Source organism: Acidisoma sp. 7E03 (assembly GCF_054665075.1).
The window spans coordinates 153,008-177,800 of record NZ_BAAFHE010000010.1 but is presented as its reverse complement, the minus strand read 5'-3'; the positions used below and the strand labels follow the sequence as shown (position 1 = coordinate 177,800).

The 24,793-nt window shown below is 68.4% G+C and carries 26 protein-coding genes, 1 tRNA gene and 1 pseudogene; 14 read left to right on the top strand and 14 right to left on the bottom strand.

The window, feature by feature from the left end; genetic code table 11:
• Positions 1-14: 14 nt before the first annotated feature.
• The 4 genes from ACYQ6W_RS16530 to ACYQ6W_RS16515 are packed head-to-tail and all read right to left on the bottom strand — an operon-like array spanning position 15 to position 4,193.
• On the bottom strand, positions 15-1,880 hold the full coding sequence (locus tag ACYQ6W_RS16530; protein ID WP_459676838.1) for a monovalent cation:proton antiporter-2 (CPA2) family protein: 1,866 nt from the start codon (positions 1,878-1,880) through the stop codon (positions 15-17).
• A complete protein-coding gene (locus ACYQ6W_RS16525) occupies positions 1,877-2,527 on the bottom strand; it encodes an NAD(P)H-dependent oxidoreductase (RefSeq protein ID WP_459676837.1) in 651 nt (216 codons plus the stop codon). Before ACYQ6W_RS16525 ends, ACYQ6W_RS16530 begins: the two co-directional genes overlap by 4 nt.
• 16 nt (positions 2,528-2,543) lie before the next feature.
• Positions 2,544-3,611, bottom strand: coding sequence for a DMT family transporter (locus ACYQ6W_RS16520; RefSeq protein ID WP_459676836.1), 1,068 nt, complete (start codon positions 3,609-3,611; stop codon positions 2,544-2,546).
• A 3-nt stretch (positions 3,612-3,614) separates the two neighbouring features.
• Positions 3,615-4,193, bottom strand: a complete 579-nt coding sequence (locus ACYQ6W_RS16515; protein ID WP_459676835.1) for a YqaA family protein — start codon at positions 4,191-4,193, stop codon at positions 3,615-3,617.
• A 106-nt stretch (positions 4,194-4,299) separates the two neighbouring features.
• Here ACYQ6W_RS16515 and ACYQ6W_RS16510 point away from each other — a divergent pair, with 106 nt between their 5' ends.
• Together ACYQ6W_RS16510 and ACYQ6W_RS16505 are read left to right on the top strand one after the other, a co-directional pair.
• A complete protein-coding gene (locus tag ACYQ6W_RS16510; RefSeq protein ID WP_459676834.1) occupies positions 4,300-4,770 on the top strand; it encodes a hypothetical protein in 471 nt (156 codons plus the stop codon).
• 35 nt (positions 4,771-4,805) lie between these two features.
• Positions 4,806-5,759, top strand: a complete 954-nt coding sequence (locus ACYQ6W_RS16505) for an SDR family oxidoreductase (protein ID WP_459676832.1) — start codon at positions 4,806-4,808, stop codon at positions 5,757-5,759.
• 125 nt (positions 5,760-5,884) lie between these two features.
• Here the strand turns inward: ACYQ6W_RS16505 and ACYQ6W_RS16500 are convergent, their stop codons facing one another.
• Genes ACYQ6W_RS16500 through ACYQ6W_RS16490 form a run of 3 tightly spaced genes read right to left on the bottom strand, consistent with a single transcriptional unit; the run spans position 5,885 to position 8,880 of the window.
• A complete protein-coding gene (locus ACYQ6W_RS16500; protein ID WP_459676830.1) occupies positions 5,885-6,715 on the bottom strand; it encodes an SDR family NAD(P)-dependent oxidoreductase in 831 nt (276 codons plus the stop codon).
• A gap of 3 nt (positions 6,716-6,718) precedes the next feature.
• Positions 6,719-7,669 (bottom strand): ornithine carbamoyltransferase, encoded by a 951-nt coding sequence (gene argF, locus ACYQ6W_RS16495; RefSeq protein WP_459676828.1) that lies wholly within the window; start codon positions 7,667-7,669, stop codon positions 6,719-6,721.
• 20 nt (positions 7,670-7,689) lie between these two features.
• Positions 7,690-8,880, bottom strand: coding sequence for an acetylornithine transaminase (locus tag ACYQ6W_RS16490; protein ID WP_459676827.1), 1,191 nt, complete (start codon positions 8,878-8,880; stop codon positions 7,690-7,692).
• Positions 8,881-8,964: 84 nt separating this feature from the next.
• On the opposite strand from ACYQ6W_RS16490, the gene ACYQ6W_RS16485 reads away from it, so the two are divergent.
• Positions 8,965-9,549 carry a RecX family transcriptional regulator gene (locus ACYQ6W_RS16485; protein ID WP_459676826.1) on the top strand — a complete coding sequence of 195 codons (585 nt, stop codon included), beginning with the start codon at positions 8,965-8,967 and terminating at the stop codon, positions 9,547-9,549.
• Between the two features lie 10 nt (positions 9,550-9,559).
• Here ACYQ6W_RS16485 and ACYQ6W_RS16480 read toward each other — a convergent pair whose 3' ends face one another.
• Positions 9,560-10,660 (bottom strand): sensor histidine kinase, encoded by a 1,101-nt coding sequence (locus ACYQ6W_RS16480; protein ID WP_459676824.1) that lies wholly within the window; start codon positions 10,658-10,660, stop codon positions 9,560-9,562.
• 24 nt (positions 10,661-10,684) lie between these two features.
• The gene (locus tag ACYQ6W_RS16475; RefSeq protein ID WP_459676822.1) at positions 10,685-10,897 is read right to left on the bottom strand and encodes a hypothetical protein; all 213 of its coding nucleotides are present in this window, start codon (positions 10,895-10,897) and stop codon (positions 10,685-10,687) included.
• A 96-nt stretch (positions 10,898-10,993) separates the two neighbouring features.
• Here ACYQ6W_RS16475 and mobB point away from each other — a divergent pair, with 96 nt between their 5' ends.
• Positions 10,994-11,494 carry a molybdopterin-guanine dinucleotide biosynthesis protein B gene (gene mobB / locus ACYQ6W_RS16470; protein WP_459676820.1) on the top strand — a complete coding sequence of 167 codons (501 nt, stop codon included), beginning with the start codon at positions 10,994-10,996 and terminating at the stop codon, positions 11,492-11,494.
• Positions 11,445-12,059 (top strand): annotated as a pseudogene (gene mobA, locus ACYQ6W_RS16465) (molybdenum cofactor guanylyltransferase MobA); the annotation flags it as partial. The gene mobB and the pseudogene mobA, both read left to right, overlap by 50 nt.
• Before the next feature lie 9 nt (positions 12,060-12,068).
• Here mobA and fdhD read toward each other — a convergent pair.
• Entirely contained in the window at positions 12,069-12,944 is an 876-nt protein-coding gene (gene fdhD, locus ACYQ6W_RS16460) for a formate dehydrogenase accessory sulfurtransferase FdhD (protein WP_459676819.1), read from the bottom strand.
• Between fdhD and fzlA the strand changes: the two genes are divergently transcribed.
• The 3 genes from fzlA (at position 12,943) to ACYQ6W_RS16445 (ending at position 14,910) form a co-directional block, all read left to right on the top strand.
• The gene (gene fzlA, locus ACYQ6W_RS16455) at positions 12,943-13,611 is read left to right on the top strand and encodes an FtsZ-binding protein FzlA (protein WP_459676818.1); all 669 of its coding nucleotides are present in this window, start codon (positions 12,943-12,945) and stop codon (positions 13,609-13,611) included. The two genes, fdhD and fzlA, sit on opposite strands and share 2 nt — an antisense overlap.
• A 7-nt stretch (positions 13,612-13,618) precedes the next feature.
• Positions 13,619-14,494, top strand: a complete 876-nt coding sequence (locus ACYQ6W_RS16450; protein ID WP_459676817.1) for an NAD-dependent epimerase/dehydratase family protein — start codon at positions 13,619-13,621, stop codon at positions 14,492-14,494.
• Positions 14,495-14,577: 83 nt separating this feature from the next.
• The gene (locus tag ACYQ6W_RS16445) at positions 14,578-14,910 is read left to right on the top strand and encodes a hypothetical protein (RefSeq protein ID WP_459676815.1); all 333 of its coding nucleotides are present in this window, start codon (positions 14,578-14,580) and stop codon (positions 14,908-14,910) included.
• 180 nt (positions 14,911-15,090) lie between these two features.
• Here the strand turns inward: ACYQ6W_RS16445 and ACYQ6W_RS16440 are convergent.
• The 4 genes from ACYQ6W_RS16440 to htpG form a co-directional block, all read right to left on the bottom strand.
• Positions 15,091-15,166, bottom strand: a tRNA-Lys gene (locus ACYQ6W_RS16440).
• A 181-nt stretch (positions 15,167-15,347) separates the two neighbouring features.
• Entirely contained in the window at positions 15,348-15,740 is a 393-nt protein-coding gene (locus tag ACYQ6W_RS16435) for a MarR family transcriptional regulator (protein ID WP_459676814.1), read from the bottom strand.
• 208 nt (positions 15,741-15,948) lie between these two features.
• On the bottom strand, positions 15,949-17,373 hold the full coding sequence (locus ACYQ6W_RS16430; RefSeq protein ID WP_459676813.1) for a leucyl aminopeptidase family protein: 1,425 nt from the start codon (positions 17,371-17,373) through the stop codon (positions 15,949-15,951).
• The gene (gene htpG, locus ACYQ6W_RS16425; protein WP_459676812.1) at positions 17,370-19,283 is read right to left on the bottom strand and encodes a molecular chaperone HtpG; all 1,914 of its coding nucleotides are present in this window, start codon (positions 19,281-19,283) and stop codon (positions 17,370-17,372) included. Before htpG ends, ACYQ6W_RS16430 begins: the two co-directional genes overlap by 4 nt.
• A gap of 164 nt (positions 19,284-19,447) precedes the next feature.
• Between htpG and ACYQ6W_RS16420 the strand changes: the two genes are divergently transcribed.
• The 6 genes from ACYQ6W_RS16420 to ACYQ6W_RS16395 all read left to right on the top strand — a co-directional run bounded on the left by ACYQ6W_RS16420 (position 19,448) and on the right by ACYQ6W_RS16395 (position 24,792).
• Complete coding sequence (locus ACYQ6W_RS16420; RefSeq protein WP_459676811.1) at positions 19,448-21,967, top strand: helicase-related protein; 2,520 nt, start codon at positions 19,448-19,450, stop codon at positions 21,965-21,967.
• The gene (locus ACYQ6W_RS16415) at positions 21,964-22,416 is read left to right on the top strand and encodes an RNA-binding S4 domain-containing protein (RefSeq protein ID WP_459676810.1); all 453 of its coding nucleotides are present in this window, start codon (positions 21,964-21,966) and stop codon (positions 22,414-22,416) included. The genes ACYQ6W_RS16420 and ACYQ6W_RS16415 overlap by 4 nt, the downstream gene beginning before the upstream one ends.
• Positions 22,417-22,444: 28 nt before the next feature.
• Positions 22,445-22,780, top strand: coding sequence for a ferredoxin FdxA (gene fdxA / locus ACYQ6W_RS16410; protein WP_459676809.1), 336 nt, complete (start codon positions 22,445-22,447; stop codon positions 22,778-22,780).
• Positions 22,777-23,241: a RidA family protein gene (locus tag ACYQ6W_RS16405; protein WP_459676808.1), complete on the top strand. Its 465-nt coding sequence runs from the start codon at positions 22,777-22,779 to the stop codon at positions 23,239-23,241. The genes fdxA and ACYQ6W_RS16405 overlap by 4 nt, the downstream gene beginning before the upstream one ends.
• Before the next feature lie 112 nt (positions 23,242-23,353).
• Positions 23,354-23,590 (top strand): hypothetical protein, encoded by a 237-nt coding sequence (locus ACYQ6W_RS16400; RefSeq protein ID WP_459676807.1) that lies wholly within the window; start codon positions 23,354-23,356, stop codon positions 23,588-23,590.
• Positions 23,591-23,640: 50 nt separating this feature from the next.
• Positions 23,641-24,792, top strand: a complete 1,152-nt coding sequence (locus ACYQ6W_RS16395) for a GNAT family N-acetyltransferase (protein WP_459676805.1) — start codon at positions 23,641-23,643, stop codon at positions 24,790-24,792.
• Position 24,793: the final 1 nt, after the last annotated feature.

Sequence of the window (24,793 nt, the reverse complement as noted above, 5' to 3'; positions counted from 1 at the left end):
CGGCGGGGCGGCTGCTACTCCCGCTCCTCCGTCTCCATCTCCCGCGCGAGCGAGGTCGTGTCCCAGCCGAGGTCGAGGTCCGACAGGTCCTGGCCCTGGCGCTCCGCCATCATCAGCGCCTCCAGCGTCTGCGCGCTCTGGCGGGAGGCGAGGACGAAGCCTTCCTCATTGCCCCAGAGCGGGCGCAGCTTGTGGAAAAGCTTGCGGTCATGCCGGCGGAAGATGGCCGCCGCGCGATGCGCCTGATGCGGATGCAGGCCGAGCTTCTCGAGCGCGGTACGGGCCAGGGCGAGGGACCCTTCGAAGGTCTCACGCTCCACCACGTCTGCGCCATGGTTCAGCAGGTCGTAGGCGGCGCGGCGATCCCAGGCGCGGGCGAGGATCTTGATCTCGGGAAAGGCGTGCCGGGCAGCCTCCACCAGTTCCAGCGCCTTCTCCCGGTCATCGATCGCGACGATCAGGAGCTTCGCCTTCTCGGCACCTGCCGCCTGCAGCAGTTCGATGCGCGAGGCATCGCCATATTGCACGCGCTGGCCGAAGCGCCGCAGCAGCTCGATCTGGCTAGTGCTGATGTCGAGCACCGAGGTCTTGAAGCCATTGGCGCGGATGAGACGCCCGGCGATCTGCCCGAAACGCCCGTAGCCCGCGACGATGACGTCGGGGTCCGCGTCGAAGCTCGGGGCCTCCGGCTTCGGCCCGTCGGCGCGGTCGGGCATGGTCGCCATCCGCTCATGCCCCAGGAAGACCAGCGGCGTCAGCACCATGGAGACGGCGACGACGGCGTTGAGCAGGGCGCCGAGATCGTGCGGCAAAACATGGGCGCCTACCACGAAGCTGGTCAGCACGAAGGCGAATTCCCCGCCCTGGGACAGCGAGACGCCGACCATCCGCGCATCGCCCATGGTCAGGTGGAAGAGCCGCCCGAGCCCCGTCATCGCCACACCCTTGATGGCCATGAGCCCGACGGTGAGGCCCAGCACCAGCACGGGATGCTCGGCCACCAGCTTGAAGTCGAGGCTGGCCCCCACTGTGATGAAGAAGAGGCCGAGCAGCAGGCCGCGGAAGGGTTCGATATCGGCTTCCAGCTCGCGGCGAAATTCGTTCTCGGCCAGCATGACGCCCGCGAGGAAGGCGCCGAGGGCGGGGGAAACGCCCACCGCCTGCATCAGCGCCGTCACCGCGAAGACGAGGAGGAGGGCGGTTGCGGTGAAGAGTTCGCGGAGCCGGGTGGCGGCGATGAAGCGGAAGATTGGCGCCGTCATATAGCGGCCGAAGGTGACGATGAGGCCGACGGCGGCGAGAACGGCGAGCGCATGGATCCAGCCGTGCAGCCCACCATCCTCGCCGGGGGCCGCGGCCTGCATGTCGCCCAGCAGCGGCAGCAGGACGAGCAGCGGAATCACCGAGAGATCTTGGAACAACAGCACGCCGAAGGCGGCGGTGCCGACGGGGCCGCGTCGCAGGCCCTTCTCGTCCAGCGTCTGCAAGACGATGGCGGTAGAGGACATGGCGAGGATCGCGCCCACCGCCACCGCCTGCTGCCAGGGCAGGCCGAGCAGGAAGGCGGCCGCGGCCAAGCAGGCCCCGATGCCCAGAACCTGGGCCAGGCCCAGGCCGAAGATCGCCGCACGCATCGTCCACAGCAGCGCCGGTCGCACTTCGAGACCGATGAGGAAGAGCAGGATGACGACGCCGAATTCGGCGAAGCCCATGACGTCCTTCTGGTCGCCCACGAGGTGCAGGGCATAGGGCCCGATGACGGCGCCGGCGATGAGATAGCCGAGGACGGAGCCGAGGCCAGCGCGCTTGGCGATGGGCACGGCGACCACGCTTGCCGCGAGATAGACGAGGGCCTGCAGCAGGACGGTATCGGTATTCATGCCCCGGCTCCCTGCGCGGTCGTGACCTGGGCGATCGCGTCTTCGAGATGGGCGTCATAGGCGTCGGCCGCGAGCCTGCGGCCGGCATCGCCCATCCGGATCGCGTCATGCAGGACGAAGGGCTGGGCCCATGTCAGGCCACAGAGATGCGCCGTCGCCTCCATCGGCCGCAGAAACTCGGCCATGGAGTAGCGATTGATCCCTTCCGGCCGGTAGGCGTGGTGATCGCCGCCGGCGGTGACGGCAACCATCAACGTCTTGCCGCGCAGCGCAGTCCCGCTACGGCCGAAGGCGAAGCCGTGCAGCAGCACGGCATCCAGCCATTCCTTGAGCAGGGCCGGGGTCGAATACCAGTAGAGGGGGTACTGCAGGATGATCAGGGGATGGGCGACGAGCTTCTTCTGCTCGGCAGGCACGTCGATCAGGAAATCGGGGTATTTCCGATAGAGGTCATGCACGGTCACGTCTGCGCGGCGGTGGACCGTCTCCAGCAGCGCGGCATTCGCGCGCGACCGGTGGATGGCTGGATGCGCCAGGACGAGCAGTGCCGGGCGGCCTTCGCCTTCGGGTTCGGCGGCCGGGGGCACCCAGCTCGGGGTGGTCTGCGGCGATTTCCGCGCTTTCGTCTTCAAGAAGCCGAGGGCCAAGGTTCGCCCCTTTCATTCAGGCATCGCCGCCGTGCCGGTGGCGGTGATGCAGGTCCGGATAATGCGCATGCGTATGGGTTAACGCCGCGTGCCGGTGCGGGTGGCTGTGGGGTTCGCCCGGCGGATCGTTCGGCTCATGCACATGTTGATGATGCACATCATGCACATGTGCGTGCTCATGCTCCATCACCTCGTGTGTATGTTCGTGCGCATGCCGCTCCGCGACGTGCAAATAGAGGCCGAGCGCCATGAGCAGGCCGGCGGCGATGAGCGGCCAAGTCACCGCGTTGCCGAAGGCGAGCACCGCGATCACGGTGCCGATGAAGGGGGCGAGGGAGAAATAAGCGCCGGTGCGTGCGGCGCCGAGGTCACGCAAGGCCCGCATGAAGAGCACGAGGCTCGCCCCATAGCCGAGGAAGCCGATGAGGGCGGCACCAAGCAGTAAAGGCGGCGGCGGCAGGGCGGCCCCTTGGCCGTGGGCGAGCAGGAGATTGACCGTGCCGGCCGCGAGCCCCTTGATCATCGCGACCGTGAGCGGGTCAGCGGCACTCAGGCGGCGGCTCAGATTGTTGTCGATCCCCCAGGCGAGGCAGGCGGCAAGGATGAACAGGGCGCCGGCGCCGAACCCAGCCCCGGCGCCCGGCCGCCAGGACAACAGGGCCGCGCCCAGGAGGATCGCGGCGGCACCGATGAGGATGCGTCGGTCGGCATTCTCGTGAAACACCACCCAGGCGATCGCCATGGTGGCGATGCCCTCGGCATTGAGCAGAAGAGAGGCGGTGGCCGCCGGCACGGCGCCGAGGCCGGTCATCAGGAGCAGCGGACCGAGCACACCGCCGGCCAGGACGACGGCGAGGAGCGTCGGCAGATCGGCTCGGCGCAGCGGCGCTTCGGCCGACCGGCGGCCGGAGAGGCGGCGCAGCAGCAGAAGCGCGCCGAGGCCGAGGCCCGAGCCGAGATAGAGCAGCCCGGCCAGCATGCCAGGCGTCGTGCCGCCGAGCAGCGCCTGGGCGAAGGGCGTGCTGGCGCCGAAGAGAAGGGCCGCGCCGAGAGCAGGAATCGCGGCGGAGAGGCCCGTCCCCATGGGTCAGGCGAACATCAGGATGAGGAAGCCGCCCAGGATGCCGACCGCGAGCAGGGTCGTCACCAGCATCAGCCGCCGCTCGATGAAATCCCGCGCCGCCTCGCCGAAGAGGCGGATGATCAGGGCGACCAGGAAGAACCGCCCGCCGCGGGTGATCAGGCTTGCTCCCATGAAGACCCAGAAGTGGAATTTCGCGGCACCGGCGGCGATGGTGACGATCTTGTACGGGATCGGCGTCAATCCTTTGATGAGGATGATGTAGAGCCCGTATTCCGCGAACTTCGCTTGGAAGGCCTGGAAGGCATGCTCCATGTGGTAGAGGTGGATGATGGGCTGGGCGAGCTTGGCGAAGAGCGCGTAGCCGATGAGATAGCCGAGCGCCCCGCCGGCGACGCTGCCGAGCGTGCAGATCAGCGCATAGACCCAGACCCGGCGCGGCCGCGCGAGACCCATCGCCAGCAGCAGCGCATCGGGCGGGATCGGAAAGAAACTCGCCTCGGCGAAAGCGACGGCGGCCAGGTACCAACCGGCATGCCGGTGGCCGGCCAGCGCCATCACACGGTCATAGAGGCGCTTGAGCATGCGGCGGGAGTCCATCTCTCGTGAGGGGTAGGGACTTGCCACGGCGGCGGCGGCCCTTCAATGGATCGATTGGATGAGTTTGACGCGAACAGACGAGACGAGAATCATGCCCCTGAAGTCCGCGCCCCGGATTGCGATGCTGGCTCTGGCCGGTGCCCTCATGGCGGGTCTCTGCGCCCCAGCCGCCCGCGCCGCCGAAGCGCCGCCCCATGCCTGGCTGTTCGGCGCCTGGGCCGGCGGCATCTTTCCCGCGCCCGATCACATGACGCCGGCCGAATGCCAGGCGAACACCACCCTCATCGTCACCCAGGACGTCGTCATCCACCGCACCCTCACCCATCCGGACGGGATTCAGAACCTCATCGTCAGCGTGCGCGGAACACCGAACGGCACGATCTTCATGCTGGCGCCGCCGCAGGACAAACCTGAGGTGATCGCGGGCGTGCCGGAGGACCTCGGCTTTGGCTGCCCGTCGGGCAACGTCCTGCGCGTGGTGCGGATCGGGCCGAACGAAATCCAACTGCCGGGCTGCACGGGCTTTCCCGCGCCGCTCGTGCGCTGCACCGCGCCGCGTTGAGCGCGCGCCGCGCGGTCGCCTAGGGGAGGCGGGCCGTGCCACGGGCGCACGGGCCCAGGGTCGTCGTCATCACCGGCGGGTCCTCCGGCATCGGGCGGGCGACCGCCGTCACCTTCGCCCAAGCCGGCTGGCGTGTCGGGCTGATCGCCCGCGGCGCCGCAGGGCTCGCGGCCTCCGCCATGGCCGTGGAGGCCTGCGGCGCGCGGACAGCGACCGCGGTCGCCGACGTCACGGACAGTGCTGCGCTCGGCACCGCCGCGGCGGCGATCGAGGCTGCGCTCGGGCCCGTCTCCGTCTGGATCAATGCGGCAGGCAATGGGGTCTATGGCCGGTTCACCGAGGTGCCGGAGCGGGAGTTCCGCCAAGTGACCGACGTCACCTATCTCGGCACGGTCAACGGCACCCGCGTGGCGCTCTCCCTGATGCGGCCGCGTGACCGGGGTACCATCGTCAACGTCTGTTCGGGGGTCGCCTTCCACGGCCTGCCGCTGATGACCTCCTATTCTGGCGCCAAAGCCGCGGTGCGTGCCTTCGGGCAGGCGCTGCGGGTGGAACTGCAGTTCGAGCGCAGCCGGGTGCGCGTCTCGACCGTCTTTCCGCCGGCCGTCAACACGCCCTTCTTCGCCCACGCCATCAGCCACATGGGCTGGCCGGCGCGACCGGTGCCGCCGGTCTATCAGCCGGAGGTCATCGCCCGGGCCATTCTCATCGCCGCCCGCACCGGCCGGCCGGAGATGGCCATTACCGGCACCGTCGCAGGTTTTTCGCTGCTCAGCCGGCTCGCCCCGGTCTGGACGGGGGCGGTGATCCGCCGGCTCGGGGTGGAAGGCCAGCTCGTGCGGGAAGAGGGGTCCGAAACGGCCCCCACGGTCTTCACCCCCTCTGACGCCGCGGCCGGCACGCATGGCGCCTTCGGGCGAGGCGCACGGCGCTGGAGCCTGCAGGTGACGCTGCGCCGTGCCCTTGCGCGGCTCGCGCCCAGAGCCTAGCGACTCTTCATCGAAGGTATCGTCATCCCTGCCTGGCCGCGATCGACCGGCCTTGCCGCCGCAGCAGTAGTTCCGCGGCATGGAGCCGCGGGTGGCGAGGAGCAGAGCGAGCCACTCGATGTGCCCTAGCCCAAGCGCCCCGCGACCGCCGCTTCCAGCCGTGTCAGGAGCTCGGCATGGAGGACGAGGGGGTTGGGTGACACGGGGCGCCGGCGCTTGAGGTAGAGGCCGGTTTGCCCCTCCATCTCGGGCGCGAGGCAGGCGTAGAGCGGCGTCACTGCCCCCTGTTCCGCGCTCAGCATGAAGGGCCGCATCAGCCGCCAGGCCGCCTCATCCAACCCGCCATGGCGCACGATACGGGTCGCGACCAGCCCGGGATGCACGACGTTGACGGTGATGCCCTGCGGCGCGAGGCGCTCGGCCCAGAGCCGGCTCATCATCAGCAGGGCCAGTTTGGAGCGGGCATAAGCGCGGCTCATGCGCCAGCCATGGATGAGGTCCAGGTCCTCCGGATCGAGCCGTGCGCGGTCGGAGGTGGAAGAACCGATCATCACCACCCGGCTCGGCGCCCCCGCGCCGAGGGCCGGCAGCAGCGCTTCCGTCAAGGCGAGGGGGGAGAGCAGGTTGGTGGCGAGCGTCTTTTCATGCCCCTCCGCCGTCATCTCCCGCACCGGGGCCAGCAAGCCCGCATTGTTGACGAGGAGGCCGATCACAGGATGGGCCGCCCGGATCGCGGAAGCGACGGCGCGGGTCTCACCGATCAGGGAGAGATCGGCCAGGAACAGGTCGATGTCAGCGCCTGGCGTTTCCGCCAGCAGCCAGTCCCGCGCCGCCTGGGCGCGGGCCGCGTCGCGCGCGATCAGACTGACGGAGAAGCCGGCCTCGGCCAGGCCGCGGGCGATCCAGCGGCCGATGCCGCCGGTTGCCCCGGTGACCACCGCATGGCCGGCGGCCATCGGCTATTTGTCTCGATCCGCGCCGAAAACCCAGGCGAGGATGCCCTTCTGGGCATGCAGGCGGTTCTCCGCCTCCTGGAAGACGACCGATTGCGGCCCGTCGATCACCGCAGCCTCCACCTCCTCACCGCGATGCGCGGGCAGGCAGTGCATGAAGATCGCATCCGGCGCGGCCTCCGCCATCAGCTTGGATGTCACCCGATAGGGCGCGAGCATGTTGTGCCGGCTTTCGCCTTCATTGTCCGACATGCTGACCCAGGTGTCGGTGATGACGCAGCGGGCGTCCCGCACCGCGGCGCGCGGGTCCTGGGTGAGTTCGATGCGTGCACCCTCGGCCTTGGCCCAGGCCAGCACCTCCGCCCGAGGTTCCAGCGCCTCCGGGCAGGCGAGGCGCAGCGTGAAGTCGAAGCGCGCCGCCGCCTCGATCCAGCTGCGGGCGACGTTGTTGCCGTCCCCCACCCAGGCGATGGTCTGGCCGGCGATGGGGCCGCGCAACTCCTCGAAGGTCAGGAGATCGGCCATGATCTGGCAGGGGTGCGAGGCTTCGGTCAGGCCGTTGATCACCGGAACCGTCGCGTATTGGGCGAGCTCCTGCAGGTTCGCCACGCGGTCCGTCCGCAGCATGATGGCATCGACGTAGCGCGACAGCACGCGAGCGGTGTCGGCAATGGTCTCCCCGCGGCCGAGCTGCATTTCGTTGCCGTTGAGCACCACCGCTTCGCCGCCCATCTCGCGGATCGCGACCTCGAAGCTGACCCGGGTGCGGGTGCTGGGCTTGCTGAAGATGAGGGCGACCGAGCGCCCGCCGAGCGGCCGCGCATGGCTATGGCGATGGCTCTTGCAGACCTCGGCCGTCGTCAGGATGTCGCGCAGCGTCTTCGTATCGAGATCGCGAATGTCGAGAAAATGCCGGGGGGCCGGCTCATCGCCCGTCCCTGCGGTCGCGAGTTCCATCACTTCGTCCCTGACGTCTTTCACTGAGCCGCCACCTTCGCTTCGGCCACGGCCTGGATCGCCTGGCGCAACAGCCGGGCGGCGCTGCGGCAGTCGTCTTCCGTGATGACGAGCGGGGGCGCCATGCGCAGCACGTTGTCGCCGGCGGCCACCGTCATCAGCCCCTGTTCCAGGCAGGCTGCCTGCAGCACGGAATTGGGCAGGCCGAGCTTGAGTCCCACGAGCAGGCCGCGGCCGCGGATTTCGCTGATGACCGCCGGGAAGTCGGCGGCGATCTTGGCAAGTTCCTGTCGCAGCAGGGCGCTGCGCGCCTGCACCTGGTCGAGGAAGCCCGGGGCCAGCACCACGTCCAGCACGGCGTTGCCGGCGGCGCAGGCGAGTGGGTTGCCGCCGAAGGTGGTGCCGTGGCTGCCCGGCCGGATGGTGCGGGCCACGGCTTCGGTGGTGACGACGGCCCCGATGGGGAAGCCGCCGCCGAGGCCCTTGGCGAGAGACATGACGTCCGGCGTGATGCCGGACCACTCATAGGCGAAGAGCTTGCCCGTGCGGCCCATGCCGGTCTGGATCTCGTCGAGGCCGAGCAGCAGGCCGAATTCGTCGGCCGCCGCGCGCAGCCCGGGCAAGAAATCCTGATTGGCGGAGCGGATGCCGCCTTCGCCCTGGATCGGCTCGACGATGATGCCCGCCGTCTCCGGCGTGATCGCATCGCGCAGCGCGTTCAGATTGTTGAAGGGCACATGGTCGAAGCCATCCACCGCCGGCCCGAAACCCTTGATATAGGCGGGGTTTCCGGTCGCCGAGATCATGGCGAGCGTGCGTCCGTGGAAGGCGCCGTCGAAGCAGAGGATGCGCCAGCGCTCCGCGTGGCCGTTCTCCGCATGATATTTGCGGATCATCTTGACCATGCCTTCGTTCGCCTCGGCGCCCGAATTGCAGAAGAAGGCGCTGTCCCCGAAGCTGTTCGCGACCAGCCGCTCCGCCAGCTGCTCCGCCTGCGGGATGCGATAGACGTTGGAGACGTGCATGACCCGCGCGGCCTGCTCGGCAATCGCCTGCGTCAGCCCGGGATGGCCGTGGCCCAGGGAGGAGGTGGCGATGCCGCCGCCGAAATCGAGGAATCGTCGCCCGTCCGTCGCATACAGCCAAGCGCCGTCGCCCCGCTCGAAAGCGAGGTCGGCGCGGTTGTAATTCGGCATCAGGGCAGGGATCATCAGTCGCCTTCCGGTGAAGGAAAGCAGTGATGTATGAGAGCCATGGCCGATGCCGTCAATGAATCAGCGCGAAGCATCACACAGATGACGCAGGCAAAAACCGCACGCCTCGACGAATCGGCGCTGCGGGAAGCGGCGCTCGCCTATGTCACGCGGTATGGCGGAACGGAAGCGGCGCTTCATCGTGCCCTCGACCGGCGCATCCGGCGCTGGGCGGATGCCCTCACTGCCGGGGAGGGGGCGGACCGCTCAGCCATTGCGGCGGAGGCCGCCCGGCTGCGCGAGCTCGCCGCACGGGTGGCGGCGGATCTCGTCGCCATGGGGGCGGTGAACGACGCGGCTTTCGCCGAAAGCCGGGCCCGGCGGCTGCGGCGCGCCGGGCGGTCGCGCCGGGCGGTGCTCGCCCATCTCGCCGCCAAGGGCGTGGATGGCGCCTCTGCCGCCGAGGCCGTGCCGGAGGATGGGGAGGCGGAGTTCGCCGCCGCGCTTGCCTTCGCCCGCCGCCGGCGGCTCGGGCCTTTTGCCCGGGAGGAGACCGAGGCGGCCGAGATGCCGCGCATCCTGATGGCCTTTGGCCGCGCGGGCTTCAGCGGTGGCGTGGCGCGGCGTGCGCTCGCGTGCGACCGCGAGGAGGCGGAAGCCGTGCTGCGTGCGGCACGCGGGGACTAGGGGGCAGCGCCTACCCCGCGGCCTCGGGCGTCGCATGCGCCCGGCGGAAGCGAATGACGACCCGCATGCCTTCGCCGGGCCGGGACTGCACCTCGACCTGCGCCTTCGCATTCTGTTGCAGAGAGGCCATGATCGCGTAGGAGAGCTTGCCCCGCTGCGGCCAGGTCATGCCCTCGGGCAGGCCCGGCCCGTCATCGGCGATGGTGATGCAGCAGCCCTCTGCATCCGTCAGGCTGTGCAGGGTGATGGTGCCGCCCTCCCGGTCCCGGAAGGCGTGTTTCAGCGCGTTGGTGAGCAGCTCGTTGACGACGAGGCCCGTTGGCATCGCGACATTGACCGAGACGGGATAGATGTCGACCGTCATGTCCAGCCGGATACCGGGAGCACCCTGGGACCGTAGAACCGCCGTCGCGACCTTGCCGAGATAGATGCCGAGGTCGATCTCCTCCTCCGAATCCTGCTCCGACAGCAGGTCGTAGAGAAGCTGGATCGCCTCGATCCGCCCAGCCAGCCGATCGAAACTCTCCGGATCAGAGCGGAAGCCAGCGTCGCGCGCTTCGATGCGGATCAGCGCCGTGATCATCTGCAGGTTGTTCTTCACCCGGTGCTGCACTTCGCGCAGCAGCGTGTCCTTGCGCCGCAACTGCTCGGTCAGACTCTCCTCATCCGCGCCATGATGGGCGGTGACGTTCACGAGCGCCGCGAGCCTGTAGGCCGGGGTCCCGGCCTCGTCCTCGATCACGTTGGCATAAGCGTCGACGACGACCGTCTCGCCGCCCTCATGCGTGAAGCGGAAGGTGCCGATGCAGTCTGAACCTTCCACGATGGCGATGCCGAGGCCCGGGCCGCCCTCCGCCGGGCTGCCGAGATCGGCCAGATGATCCCAGGGACGGTTCTGCATCGCGTCCAGACCGAGGCCGGTCAGCCGCTCGAAGGTCGGATTGGCGTAGATGATGCGCTCAGGCCCGCGCATCTCGGCAACCGCGATGGCGATCGGGATTTGGTCGAGGAAGTGGCGGAACTGCTCGCTTTCCAGAGCATCGGCCAGACCTGGCGTCGCAAGCAGAGCTTCGACCTGCTCTTCCGGCTGATTTTCAGGAGCGTCGTTCATTCGCGTGATCCGCCGTGCGACCCGTCAGCGCCGCCGGCTGGTCAGGATGAGGCCGAGCACGAGGCCGGCCGCTCCCGCGATCAGCAAGGCTTGCTTCGGATTTGCCCGAGCCTCGTCGGACACGGCAGCAAGGCCGTCCTCCACGGCGTCGGCAGCCGCCATGATGTGGTGCCCGAGGGCTCCAAGCATCTCGTCCGCCGCGGGGCAGCGCGCGTTGAGCCAGGGGCAGGACGACATCCGCATACTCCGTGCAGGCGACATAGTTTTGGGCATCATTGGACTTTCGCGAGATCCGCCGCAAGCTGCTGTGATGGCTGAGAGGAAGGACCGGGTGTGACCAGGGTTTTCGGCTTCGCCGGATGGAGCGGCGCGGGCAAGACGACGCTGATCCGGCAGGTGATCGCGGATCTCGTCGGGCGCGGGCATCGCGTCGCGACCATCAAGCATGCGCATCATGATTTCGACATTGATCAACCGGGCAAGGATTCCTGGGAACATCGCGCGGCCGGCGCTACCGAGGTGCTCGTCGTCTCGGACCGGCGCTGGGCGCTGATGCATGAATTGCGCGGCGCGCGGGAGCCGAGCCTGCCCGAGCTTCTGGCCAAGCTCGGGCCGGCCGATCTGGTTCTGATCGAGGGCTTCAAGCGCACGGCCTTCCCGAAGATCGAGGTCTATCGGGCGGCGAACGGCAAGCCGCCGCTGCATCCGGAGGATGCGAGCATCCTGGCGCTCGCGACTGATACGCCCTTCCCGCAGAGCGGCCGGCCGCACTTCACGCTGGAAGATGCAGCGGGTATCGCGCGTTTCGTGGACGCCCATGCCGGCACTCTCTGACGTCGTTGCCGCCGTCATTCTCGCGGGCGGTGAGGGACGACGCATGGGCGGGCGGTCCAAGGCGCGGCTCATGCTCGGCGGCCGGCCGTTGCTGCAGCACGTTCTGACCCGGCTTGAGGGTCAGGTGTCGGCCCTCGCGCTCGCCACGGCGGAGGAGGGGCTGGCGGCGATCGCGCCCGGCCTGCCGCACCTCTGCGATCGTCACGCCGACCGGCGCGGCCCGCTCGCGGGCATCCTGGCCGGGATGGACTGGTGCCGTGCGGCGCATCCTGCGCCGGGGTGGCTGCTCAGCTTGCCGGTCGATTGCCCCTTTCTGCCGCGCGACCTTGTGCCGCGCTTGGCGGCGCGCGGGGCGATGGGGGATGCCCGGGTGGTCGTCGCCGCCTCGGGCGGGGCCGAGCATCCGGCGGTCGCTCTTTGGGACGTGACACTCGCCGATGATCTCGGCGCGGTGGTGGAGGCGGCGGAGGATCTGTCGATCCGGCGCTTCTACCGCCGCTTTCCCCACGCCGTGGTCGATTTCCCGATCACGGCGGGGCGGGACCCCTTCTTCAACCTCAACACGCCGGGGGCGCTAGCCCGCGCCGAACAGACGCTCGGAGTGGGTGAAGACCTCGAATCCATCGTCCCGCGCAATGCCGATCAGGGTAATGCCGGCAGCCTCGGCCTCGCGCACCGCGAGCAGGGTGGGGGCTGAGACGGCGGCCAGAATCTGAACGCCCATTACGGCGGCTTTCTGCACGAGTTCGATGGAGACGCGGCTCGTCATCACCAGCAGCCCGGCGCTTGCATCCTCCCCCGCCGCGATCAGCGCGCCCGCCAGCTTGTCCAGCGCATTGTGCCTACCGACGTCCTCGCGCAGTGCGACGAGCGCAGGCCCTGGCCGCCAGAAACCCGCGGCATGGACGGCCCGCGTCTCGAGTCCCAGGGTCTGCGCCGGCCAGAGGGCGGCGCAAGCCGCGGCAACGTCTTCGGGAGACACGCGCAGGCCCTGCGGCACGGACGGAAGCGGCCGCATCGCCTCTTCCAGGCTGTCGAGTCCGCAAAGCCCGCAGCCCATGGCGCCGGTCAGATTGCGTCGCCTGCGGTCCAGCGCTTCCATGCGCGCCTCGGTGATCCAGAGGCGGAGTTCCACCGCACCGCGCGGCGCGGGCACGATCTCAAGTTCCTCGATCTCCTCCAGCCGCTCGACGATGCGTTCGTTGAGGCTGAAGCCGCGCGCGAAGTCGGCGAGGTCCCGCGGCGTCGCCATCATCACCGCATGCGATACGCGGTTGTAGGTGAGGGCAACGGGCGTCTCTTCGGCGAGCCGGCGCGAGCGGGCAGCAAAGCCCTGTCCCCGCCAGACCAGGGGCAGGCTATCGGCTGCTGCCGCAGGGCCTTCATTTTCCTCGGAACCCGGCCTCACGGTGCTGGCCCCTTCTGCGGGAATGGGATAATCGGCATGCATGCGCCTCCTATACCATCTGCCCCATTCGCCCTTCTGCCGCAAAGTCCGCCTGGTGCTTGCCGAGAAGCGGCTGCCCTTCGAACTGCGGCTGGAAAAGACCTGGGAGCAGAGGGCGGACTTCTTCGACCTCAACCCGGCGGGCACCGTGCCCGTGCTGGCCGACGAGAATGGCCTGATCATCGCCGAATCTGCGGCCATCTGCGAATATCTGGACGAGGCCTATCCCGATCTGCCGCTGCTGGGGCGCACGCTGGCCGAACGGGCGGAGGTGCGGCGGCTGGTCGCCTGGTTCGACCTCAAGTTCAATCACGAAGTGACGCGGCATCTTCTGGGCGAGAAGATCATGAAGCGCGTGGCCGGGCGCGGCCAGCCGGACACCGGGGCGCTGCGTGTGGGCTACGCCAATCTGCGCAGCCATCTCGACTACCTCGGCTATTTGGCGGAGGGGCGCAAATGGCTGGCGGGCGCTAACCTGTCCCTCGCGGATTTCGCCGCCGCGGCACATCTGTCCTCGCTGGATTTCGCGGGCGAGGTCGATTGGTCCATCTCCCAGCCGGCACGGGAATGGTATGCGCGCATCAAGTCCCGCCCGAGCTTCCGCCCGATCCTGGCGGACCGGATGGCCGGGGTGAACCCGCCGGCCCATTACTCCGACCTCGATTTCTGAGCCGCCCATGGCTGGCCCTGGGCATCTTCTGGTCTTCGGCCTCGGCTACAGCGGTCGCGCGATTGCGGAGGCCGCGCGGGATGCCGGCTTCACGGTCAGCGGCACCAGCCGGCAGGCAGAGACCGTGCCGCCGTCGGGCGTCGCCCTCGTCCCCTTCGGGTCCGCGGATGCGGCAATCGAAGCGGCCACGCATCTGGTGCTCACCGCGGCCCCGGACCAGGAGGGGGACCCCGTCCTCGCCCGATACGGGGCGCTGATCGCATCGGCGCCAAAGCTCCGCTGGGTCGGGTTCCTGTCCTCCACCGGTGTCTATGGCGATCGCGGCGGGCATTGGGTGGATGAGCAGGCCGAACCCCGGCCGACCTCGCGGCGCGCGACCGCCCGTCGCGCCGCCGAATGGGCCTGGGAGACGCTGGGCGCGGAGCGTGGCACCCCGGTCGACCTCATCCGCCTCGCCGGCATTTATGGGCCGGGCCGCTCGGCCTTCGACGACCTCAGGGCAGGCCGCGCGCGGCGCATCGACAAGCCGGGCCATGCCTTCGGCCGCATCCACCGCACCGACATCGCGGAGGGAACGCTTGCGGCGATGCGCCAGGCCGAGGTTCTGGCTGGCACCCGTGTGCTCAACTTCAACGATGACGAGCCTGCCGAACCCGCCGTGGTCGTGGCGGAGGCGGCCCGGCTGCTCGGCGTCGCGCTGCCGCCGCTCATCCCCTTTGCCGAAGCCGCGGCCGGCATGTCCGAGATGGGCCGCAGCTTCTGGGCGGAAAGCCGTCGAGTGCGCAGCACGGCAACGCAGGCGGCCCTGCAGCGGCGCTGGCGCTACCCGACCTATCGCGAGGGCTTGGCGGCCATTCTTGCGGCCGAGGGCGGCGAGGGCTGATTTCGTTCCGGCGTGGGTGACAAGAGCCCCGCACCTGCCTAAGTTTTCCGTGCAGATTGTGCGGGGACGGGGATAGGGCGGCCATGCGAACGATTGTCCAACGAAACGAGATGGCCTGGGTGATCCAGCGCGGTGCGATGATGGGTTTCGCCGTGGTGGCTGCGTTGGCCGTGGCTGCACCTGCCTGGGCGCAGAACGGCGCCAATCCTGCCGCCACGGTGAACGGGACGGTCCCGACCTCGGAGGGGAACGTGTGGAATGGCTTGGATCATCAACCGACCGAGGCCGAGGTGCCGCAGGGTACGCTTCAGCAGCAGAACCAGATCAATAATCAGCTGAACCAGATCGGCCAGCAGCTAATGGATGCGAAACTGCCGAAGGAGCCGAAGGGCGCACCGCCCGTCTCCGGCAACTGAGCGACGCCGCTTAGCGCAGGGCGCGAGGGCCGTATCCGGCAAGAGCCCGCTTTGCTCTCACAACGTGAGGGCGAAGCGCGGAGCGTTCGGAGCTGGGGCCGAATAGCAGCCATCATTGGATGATCGGGGAGGAGGGGTGTTGCCGCTGCAACGACGGAGCACGTGATCCGAAAGGAGACGTGGTGGGCGCACAAGGACTCGAACCTTGGACCCGCTGATTAAGAGTCAGCTGCTCTACCAACTGAGCTATGCGCCCTCCGTGGGAGGGGCGTATAGCCGCCCCGAACCCATCTGTGAACCCCCGATGACGAAATTCCGGAGGAAAAAGCCGCCGGCAGGGGAGGTTTGCGCTGGACGCGGTGCGTCCGAGCGCAGGGGAGGGCGGGAGGTCCCGAACCTGCCCGGAACCGCGGCCCCGCTGCGCTGCCGCGGGTCGCTCAGCCGGCCGCGCGACGGCCCGTGGGGGCGCTTTCGCCGATGACGGAGAGCTTTCCGGAGGCGGCCTCGGTCATGATCGAGCGAAGCTCACGGAGGAAGGAGGAGCCCTTCAGCGTGCGCTGCACGAGGACGCTGCGGCGGTCGGCCGGGTCGATCTTGCGGCGGACCAGTTCAAACTCGGACAGGCGGTCGAGCGCGCGGGTGATGGCGGGCTTCGACACGTCCAGATCGGCGGCGAGGCCGCGCACGGTATGCGCCTTGTCGGTCAGGTAACAGGTCAGGAAGACGCCGAGCTGGCGGGCCGACAGATCCGGGCCGTCCCGGCGGACCAAGGCCACGATGGTGTCACGGAGAACGCCGACCAGCTGATCGGAAGCGGCTGAAGATGCCATGCGGCAGTCCTTTCTCATGTAGATCTAAACGTGACCGCTAATCGGTCGCGCACGCGAAATCCTGCGAATCTTGGGGTCTTCGGGCTGAAACGGTTACAACCCGACACGACCCGCCCTAGAAATTAGTTTTGCAACATTTGCCATACGAAAGGAGGTCACGTGTAGGCGAGAAAAGGTAACAAATCGTCACGTGGGCGCAGTATAGGCCCTATGCGCCGTGGTTATATCGGTTCCGTAACGCCAAGAAAAGGCTTCGTACAGTTTGAACTTCGCCGCCTTCAGGGGCTGTCGGGCGGGTTTTATCGTTCCAGGCGTAGAGATCGATGTGCAGCCAATTTTCCGCGGAAGTAACAAACCTTTGCAAAAAAAGAGCCGCAGTAATCGCTCCCGCGAAACCATTCGTGGAGACGTTATTCAAATCTGCGATTGAACTGTCCAACCAGTCATCATAACCAGCCCAGAGCGGCAGCGGCCAAACGGGGTCGTGAACCGCGCGGCCGGCAGCCAAAACGGCGTTGGACAAGGCTTCGTTGCTCGAAAACAGGGCCGGAAGCTCTGGCCCGAGGGCAACACGCGCCGCGCCGGTCAGCGTCGCCGCGTCGATCAGCAGGTCAGGGTTTTCGCTGCAGGCTTCGTCCAACAAGTCACACAGAACGAGACGGCCCTCTGCATCGGTATTGCCGACTTCCACCGTTCGGCCGGAGCGCGTGCGAATGACGTCGAGCGGGCGCATGGCATGGCCGGAAACGCTGTTTTCCACGCAGCCGACCCTGAGCACGAGGCGCACCGGCAGGCGCTGCTCCATGACGAGGGCTGCCAAGGCCATCATGGCGGCAGCGCCGCCCATGTCCTTCTTCATCCGCAGCATGCCGGAGGACGGCTTCAGGTCGTAGCCGCCCGAGTCGAAACACACACCCTTGCCGCAAAGCGAGAGGAGCGGCGTTTCCGCCTGCGCGCCCGGAGCGTCCCACCGCAGCACCGCAACGCGAGGGCCGCGGTCGGAGCCGGCGCCGACGGCCGCGATAGTCGGGTAGTTCGTAGTAAGCGCCTCGCCTTCGATGATGTCGCACCGCGCCCCGAAGCGCTCGGCGAGCCGGGTGACGGCGGCGGCGAGTTCGGCAGGGCCCAGGAGGTTGGCCGGGGTATTGATCAGGTCGCGGCCCATCCAGATGGCGCGGGCCTGAGCGATGGCCTCCTCCACGCCGGGGAGTTGGGCGAGGCGCGCCGGGCGCGCCGGCTTCGTCTTCAGGCTGCCGAAGCGGTAGGCGCCGAGGCAGAAGCCGAGCGTCGCACGCGCGGGGTCGATGCCCGGCGTCACCAACGCCCAGTCCGTCCCCGGCGGCAGCCCATGGGGCAGGGCGCCGAAGGGCACGTGGCTTTCCTCCGCACCGAGGCCGAGCACGGCCTGCATTGCGCCGGGCTCGGCACCCGGCAGCAGGGCGATACTGCCGGATTTGGCGGTGAAGCCCGTAGCGCGAAGGAAGCGGCCCTCCGCCTCGCTCAGGCTGTCGAGAAAGCCGTCGAGGCCGGCCAGAGAGACCGCGTGCAGGCGGTGGATGGTGCGGCCCTCGGCGCGCGCGGCGCCGAGGTCGAAGAGGCAGTCGATCTCGCGCAGCGGCGGCACGGCGCTCACGCGGAGGTCTTCCCGGCTGCGGTGATCGCGCCGACGACGCGGCGGATGAAAACGCCGGGCTCGGCCGGTGCCTCCCCTTCCTGCACACGTGCGAGATCCAGTAGCAAGCGCGCCTCCTCCTCGATCGATTCGCCGGTCGCGGCCCGAGCCGCCAGCGCCTCGATCCAGGGATGACGCGGATTGATCTCGAGCTTCGGCTTACCGCCCCAGGCAGGACGCCCGGCGCGGCGGAGCAGCTTCTGCATGTGCAGGTCGGCCCCTTCGGCGCTGGACACGAGCATGACCGGGCTTTCGGTGAGATGTGCCGCCGGTTGCACTTCGGCAATCTCTTCCGTCAGCGCGTTGCGAATGCCGTCGATCAGCGGCTTGAGGTTCTCCGGCACTTCCGCGGCGGCGCCGAGATCAGCGAGTGCCTGCCGGGCGTTCTTCAGCGGCTTGCCCTCGAAGTCGCCCATGCGCTCGGGCCAGAAGGCGTCGATCGCATCCGTCAGCAGCAGAACCTCGAAACCGCGCGCCTTGTAGCCTTCCAGAACCGGCGCATGGCGCAACTGCTCGATGTCGTCGCCGGCGAGCAGGTAGATGGCCGTCTGCTCGGGCTTCATGCGCGCGACGTAATCGGCGAGCGAGGTCCAGCCTTCTTCCGTCGTCGAGCGGAAGCGCAGCAGCGGCGCGATATCCGCGCGCGCGCTCGCATCTTCCCACAGCCCTTCCTTGAGGATGGTGCCGAAATTTTCCCAGAAGCGGAGATAGCCGTCGATCTTCGGCTCGGTGGCGGGCGCGTCCTCGTCCTCCGCCGCGATGGGGCCGGCTTCGGCCTTGGCTTCTTCTTTCGCGCGAGTCTTGAGTTCCGTCAGCACGCGGTTCTGCACGGCCTTCCGGATGCGCGCCATGACGGGCGTCGATTGAAGCATCTCGCGGCTGACGTTGAGCGGCAGATCCTCGGTATCGACCACACCCTGCACGAAGCGCAGCCAGGGCGGCAGCAGGTCGGCCTCATCGGTGATGAACATGCGGCGGACATGCAGGCGCAGTTTCGAGCGGCGCTCGCCCTCCACCGGGTCGAAGGGCGGCGAATCGGGGATGAAGAGCAGGGCCGAATAGTCGATGGTGCCTTCGGCGCGCCAATGCATGATGGCCCAGGGCTTGTCGAAGAAATGCCCGAGGTGACGATAGAAATCCTCATATTCCTCGGGGGTGACCTCGGATTTCGGGCGGCGCCACAGGGCCGTGCCTTCGTTCGCCGCTTCGGCCTTGCCGTCCTGCACCAGGCGGATCGGCACGGAGATGTGGTCCGCCCATTTGCGGATGATGGTGCGCAGCCGCATCGGCTCGAGGAATTCCTCGGCATCCGTCTTCATGTGAAGAACGATGTCGGTGCCGGCAGCCGCGCGTTCGGCCGGGGCGATCGCGAAATTCCCGTGACCTTCCGAACTCCAGGTCCAGGCGGTGTCCTCGCCCGCGCGGCGGGAGGTGACCTCTACGCGCTCCGCCACCATGAAGGCGGAGTAGAAGCCCACGCCGAACTGGCCGATCAGGCTTGGCCGGTCTTCCGGCTTGGCATCGCGGATCGTCTCGCCGAAGGCCCGGGTGCCGGAGCGCGCAATGGTGCCGAGATTGGCGATCAGTTCCTCGCGGCTCATGCCCAGCCCATCGTCGCTGATGGTGATCTGGCGCGCCGGCTTGTCGGGTGTGATGGTGACGCCTGCCTCGGCCGGCAGCGCAAGGCTCGGTTCGGTGAGGGAGGCGAAGCGCCGCCGGTCGATGGCGTCCGCGGCATTCGCCACCAGCTCGCGAAGGAAGATCTCGCGATCCGAATAGAGAGCATTGACCACGAGGTCGAGCAGCCGCCCGACTTCGGCGCTGAATTCCCGTGTCTCGGCGCCCTGCGGCGCCGCCTGATCCTGTTCCATCGTCTGCTTCCCGTCGTCATGGATGCGTGGCACGGCCCCTGGGGCCGTTGCGTTGCCGTATGTGTCGCAACGGCCCGTGAATGCAACCATCCGTGATCGGTGCGGCCTTGGGCTTTTGTGCAATGCCGCTTGCAAATGTGGGGGGAAGCGCGGAAGCTCAACCCATGCACGGATTCTCACCGCGCGTGAAAGCGGTCCTCGGACCGACCAATACGGGCAAGACTCATCTCGCCCTTGAGCGTCTGCTGGCGCATTCCTCCGGAATCATCGGCTTTCCCCTGCGGCTTCTGGCGCGTGAGAATTACGACCGCATGGTCGCCCGCAAGGGTGAACGGTTCGTCGGCCTCATCACCGGCGAGGAGAAGATCATCCCACCCGAGGCGCGGTGGTTCGCCTGCACGGTGGAAGCGATGCCGCTCGACCGCCATGTCGAGTTCGTCGCGGTCGACGAGATCCAGCTCTGCGCCGATCCCGACCGTGGCCACATCTTCACCGACCGGCTGTTGCGGGCGCGGGGCATGGTGGAGACCATGTTCATGGGGGCGGAGACGATCCGCCCGCTGATCCAGCGCCTGGTGCCCGATGCGGTGATCGAGACGCGGCCGCGCCTCTCCCAGTTGCATCATGCCGGGCCTGCGAAGCTCACCCGCTTGCCGCCGCGCTCGGCCGTCGTCGCCTTCTCCGCGGCCGAAGTCTACGCCATTGCCGAGATGATCCGCCGGCGTCGGGGCGGCTGCGCGGTGGTGATGGGCCGGTTGAGCCCGCGCACGCGCAATGCCCAGGTCGCTCTCTACCAAGAGAAGGAGGTCGATTTCCTGGTGGCGACGGATGCCATCGGCATGGGCCTCAACATGGATGTCGATCATGTGGCTTTCGCCGGCATCTCGAAGTTCGACGGCCACAAGCTGCGGCGTCTGACGGCGCCGGAGGCCGCGCAGATCGCCGGCCGCGCCGGGCGCGGCATGCGGGATGGCACTTTTGGCAGCACCGGGGAATGCCCGGCCCTGCCGGAGGAGATGGTACGAGCCGTCGAAACGCATGATTTCGACGCCATCGAGCAAATCTGCTGGCGCAACAGCGAGCTGGACTTCGCCTCCATCGACGGGCTGCTGGCCAGCCTGCTGGCGCCACCGCCGCGGCGCGGCCTCGTGCGCGGCAACGATGCCTCTGATCTCGAGACGCTGATGACGCTCGCGCGGGACGTGGAGGTGCGGGCCCGCGCCCAGGGGCGCCGGCGGCTTCGCCTGCTCTGGGACTGCTGCCAGATTCCCGATTTCCGCAAGATCGCCGATGACAGCCACGCCGCCCTTTGCGCCCGCGTCTTTCGCCACGTGGCCGAGCAGGGCCATCTGCCGGTCGACTGGATCGGCGGGCAGATCGATCGTCTCGCCCGGGTGGAAGGCGATATCGACACGCTGATGCAGCGTCTCTCGGGCGTGCGCGTGTGGTCCTACATCGTTGCGCGCGACGACTGGGTGCGGGATGCCGCCCATTGGCAGGGCCGGGCGCGGGCGGTGGAGGACATGATCTCCGACAGCCTGCACGAGAAGCTCATGCAGCGCTTCGTCGATCGCCGCGCCGCGCTGCTGATGCGCCGGCTGGAGGAGAAGGAGGGGCAGGAACTGCTCTCCGCCGTCACCGGCCGTGGCGAGGTGGTGGTGGAAGGCCATTCCGTGGGCCATGTCGCGGCCTTCTCCTTCCTGCCCGATCCGGCGGCGGTGGGCGAGGAGCGGCGCATGGTGATGCGCGCCGCCCGCCGGGCGCTGGGGGAGGAGATGCCGCGCCGCGTCGGCCAGTTCGAGGCCGCCCCCGATGCCGAGATCACGCGGACGGAGCGGCACCGGCTGGTCTGGCAGGGCCAAGAGGTCGCGAAGCTGCGCCCCGGCCATTCGCTGCTGCGCCCAATGGTCGAGGTGATCGCGAGCGATTTCCTCGACGGGCCGTTGCGGGAGCGCGTGCGTCGCCGCTGTCAGGCCTTCATCGACGCCGAGATCGCCGAGACCTTCGCGCCGCTCTTCCTGGCGCTGGAAGCCGGCCGCGCGCGGCCGGAAGCGCGCGGGCTGCTGCATCGTCTGGGTGAGGGCCTGGGCGTGGCCCGTGCCGAGGCCGAAGATCGTCCGGTGCATGGCGCCGTCCGGCTCTCGGGCGGCGGCCTCGCCTGGTTCCTGCCGCCCTTGATGAAGCCGCGGCCGATGGCCTTGCGCGCGGCCTTGCTCGCGCTGCTTCACGGGGTTCCGACGCCGGCTTTGCCCGCGCCGAGCCTGACCGCCATTCCCGCGGGCCAAGCCTGGCCGGCGGGCTTCGCCGAAGCCCTCGGCTGGGTACCGGCTGGGCCGGTCCTGCTCCGCCTCGACGTCGCGGAGAAGCTGGCGCGGGAGTTGCGGAGCGAGGCGCGGTCGCAAGGCGGCCGCATGCCGCTGCCCCGCGGGCTCGCCTCACGCCTGTCGGTGAAGGCGGAGGCTTTGCCCGTCGTGCTGCGCTCCCTCGGCTTCCGCCTCATTCCCGCGGCAAGCTTCGCCCATGGCGAATACGGTCCGCCGGCGCCGCCGATGATCACGCCGCTCAGCCCCGGACGGGCGCGCGGCCGGGCCGAGACCGAGCGGCGCCCCGAGCCGCCGCGGCCCGACAGCCCCTTCGCGACCCTCGCGCAGTTCCGCCCGACGGGTTCCGGGCGGCGGCGATGAGCGGGCGTGGCGGCAAGCCGGGCGGTGCCGGGGAGGACAGCTTCCAGCGGCTTGACATGTGGCTGTGGTGCGCCCGCGTCGCTCGCGCGCGGTCCGATTGTGCGCGGCTGGTGGAGGAGGGCGGGCTCCGGCTCAACCGCCAGCCGACGCTGAAGCCTCACGCCAAGCTGCGGGTGGGCGACGTGCTGACCATGGCGCTGCGCGGCGAGGTTCGGGTGTGGCGCGTTCTGGCTTTGGCCCAGCGGCGCGGGCCCGCACCGGAAGCGCGCCTGCTCTACGAAGAGGTGCTGGAGCCGGGACGCGGGCCTGCGCCGTTTCCGGGGGACGGGCCTTGCACGAACGAAAGTGCGACGGCATACGGGAGCCTGCATGAAGCGCCGGACTCCGGCACTCGCGGGGATGCGTCTCCCGCCCTTCCGCTGGATCGCGGGGGAGCGCCGGAGCGCTGATCCCGCGGACCATCTCCAGGAGCGTTGAATGACCTACGTGGTCACCGAAAACTGCATTCGCTGCAAATACATGGACTGCGTCGAGGTCTGTCCGGTGGACTGCTTCTACGTCGGTGAGAACATGCTGGTGATCAATCCGGACGAATGCATCGATTGCGGCGTCTGCGAGCCGGAATGCCCGGCCGAGGCGATCTTTCCGGACAGTGACGATCGGGCCAGCGCCTGGGCCGAGCGGAACCGCACTTTCTCCCAGACCTGGCCGAACATCACCCGTAAGGGCACGGCTCCGGCCGATGCCGACGAGTGGAAGGATAAGCCGGGCAAAGAAGCGCTCTTCTCTCCCGAGCCCGGAAGCCCCTCATGAGCCGCATCGACGAGCGTCTCTCGGCCCTCGGCATCGTTTTGCCGACACCTGCCGCACCGGTCGCCAACTATCTTCCCTTCACGGTGCATAACGGGCTGGTGACGATTTCCGGCCAGTTGCCGCTGCAGGACGGCAAGATCTTCGCCCTCGGCAAGCTCGGCGCAGAGGTGGACGTGGATACCGGCCGCTTCGCCGCGCGGCTCTGCTTCATCAACCTGATGGCGCAGTTGCGTGTTGCCTGTGACGGCAATCTGGACCGCGTGACAGGCGTGCTGCGCCTCGGCGGCTTCATCGCCTCCGCGCCCGACTTCACCAACCAGGCGGCCGTGATGAACGGCGCTTCCGATCTCGCCGTCGAGGTCTTCGGCGATGTCGGCCGCCATGCCCGCTCTACGTTTGGCGTTGCGGCCCTGCCGCTGGGCGCCGCCGTCGAGGTCGAGGGGCTTTTCGCCATCGCCTGAGGCGGTCGCGGCTCTCGGGATGGATGGAGGCGGCGCCGGGGCACCCTGGGGCCGCCTTTTCTTTCGTGATTTCCATACCATCTCTCAGGCATAATCCGGCCAGGAGGCCGCCATGAGCGATGCACCGGATAATCTTCTTCTGGCCTATATGCGCCGTCTCGACGAGAAGCTGGATCGCGTCTTGGAGATGCAGGCTGATCAAGGCCGCCGGCTGACATTGCTCGAAATCGCCGTAAGCAATCTGGCCGCCAGCGAGATGGGCCATTACGCTAATTTCTCACTGCGCGCCGACAGGATCGAGACGCGCCTCGACCGCATCGACAGGCGCCTCGGTTTGATCGAGGTCTGATCACCACCGTCGGCGGTGCAAATTTTGCCGCAGCGCACTATCTTGGCCCCATGCCCGACGGTGACAGTCTGACGCTCAGCCTCTACCCCTCGATCCATGAGATCGAGGCCAGGGAGTGGGACGCCTGCGCCGGCACCGACAATCCCTTCGTGAGCCACGCCTTTCTGAGTGCGATCGAGGATAGCGGCTCGGCCGGCAGCCGAACGGGTTGGCTCCCCCAGCACGCTGTGCTGCGGAACGGCGCCGGTGGAATCGAGGGCATCGTGCCACTCTACGCCAAATCCCATTCCTACGGCGAATACGTTTTCGATCACGGCTGGGCCAATGCCTTCGAGCGGGCGGGCGGCAGCTATTACCCGAAGCTTCAGGCGGCGGTGCCCTTCAGCCCGGTGCCGGGGCCTCGGCTGCTGCGCCGCCCTGGCTCCGCGGTGCCCGTGGCGGCGCTGGGGCAGGCGCTCGTGCAGGCGTGCGAGGAACTCGATCTCTCCTCCGTCCACGTCACCTTCTGCCAGGAAGAGGAATGGGCGGCGCTGGCTGCTGCCGGCTGGCTTCCGCGCCTCGGCACGCAGTTTCATTGGAGCAATGCGGGCTACGGCAGTTTCGACGATTTCCTGGGCGCCATGGCGTCGCGCAAGCGCAAATCCATCAAGCGCGAGCGGCGGGATGCCCAGGGGTCGGGCCTCACCTTCCGCGCCCTCCGTGGCGGCGACATCACCCGCGCCCATTGGGATGCCTTCTTTCGCTTCTACCAGTCGACCGTCGACCGGAAATGGGGCAGCGCCTATCTTACGCGGCGCTTCTTCCCGATGTTGGGAGAGCGCCTGGGTGACCGCGTGGTGCTGATGATGGCCTTCGACGGCACGACGCCGGTCGCAGGTGCGCTCAACCTCGTGGGCACCGACACGCTCTATGGGCGCAACTGGGGCTGCAACGGTGACTGGCCCTTCCTGCACTTCGAACTCTGCTACTATCAGGCGATCGATTTTGCGATCGGCGAAGGCTTGGCGCGGGTCGAGGCGGGCGCGCAGGGCGAACACAAGATCCAGCGCGGCTACCTGCCCCAGCCCACCTTCTCGTGCCACTGGATCAGGCATCCGGGCCTGCGCCGGGCGATCGCCCAGTTTCTCGACGAGGAGCGCCCGGCCATCCTGCAGCACATGGACGAGCTTGCGGCCCTATCGCCTTTCAAGACGGAGGAGTGAG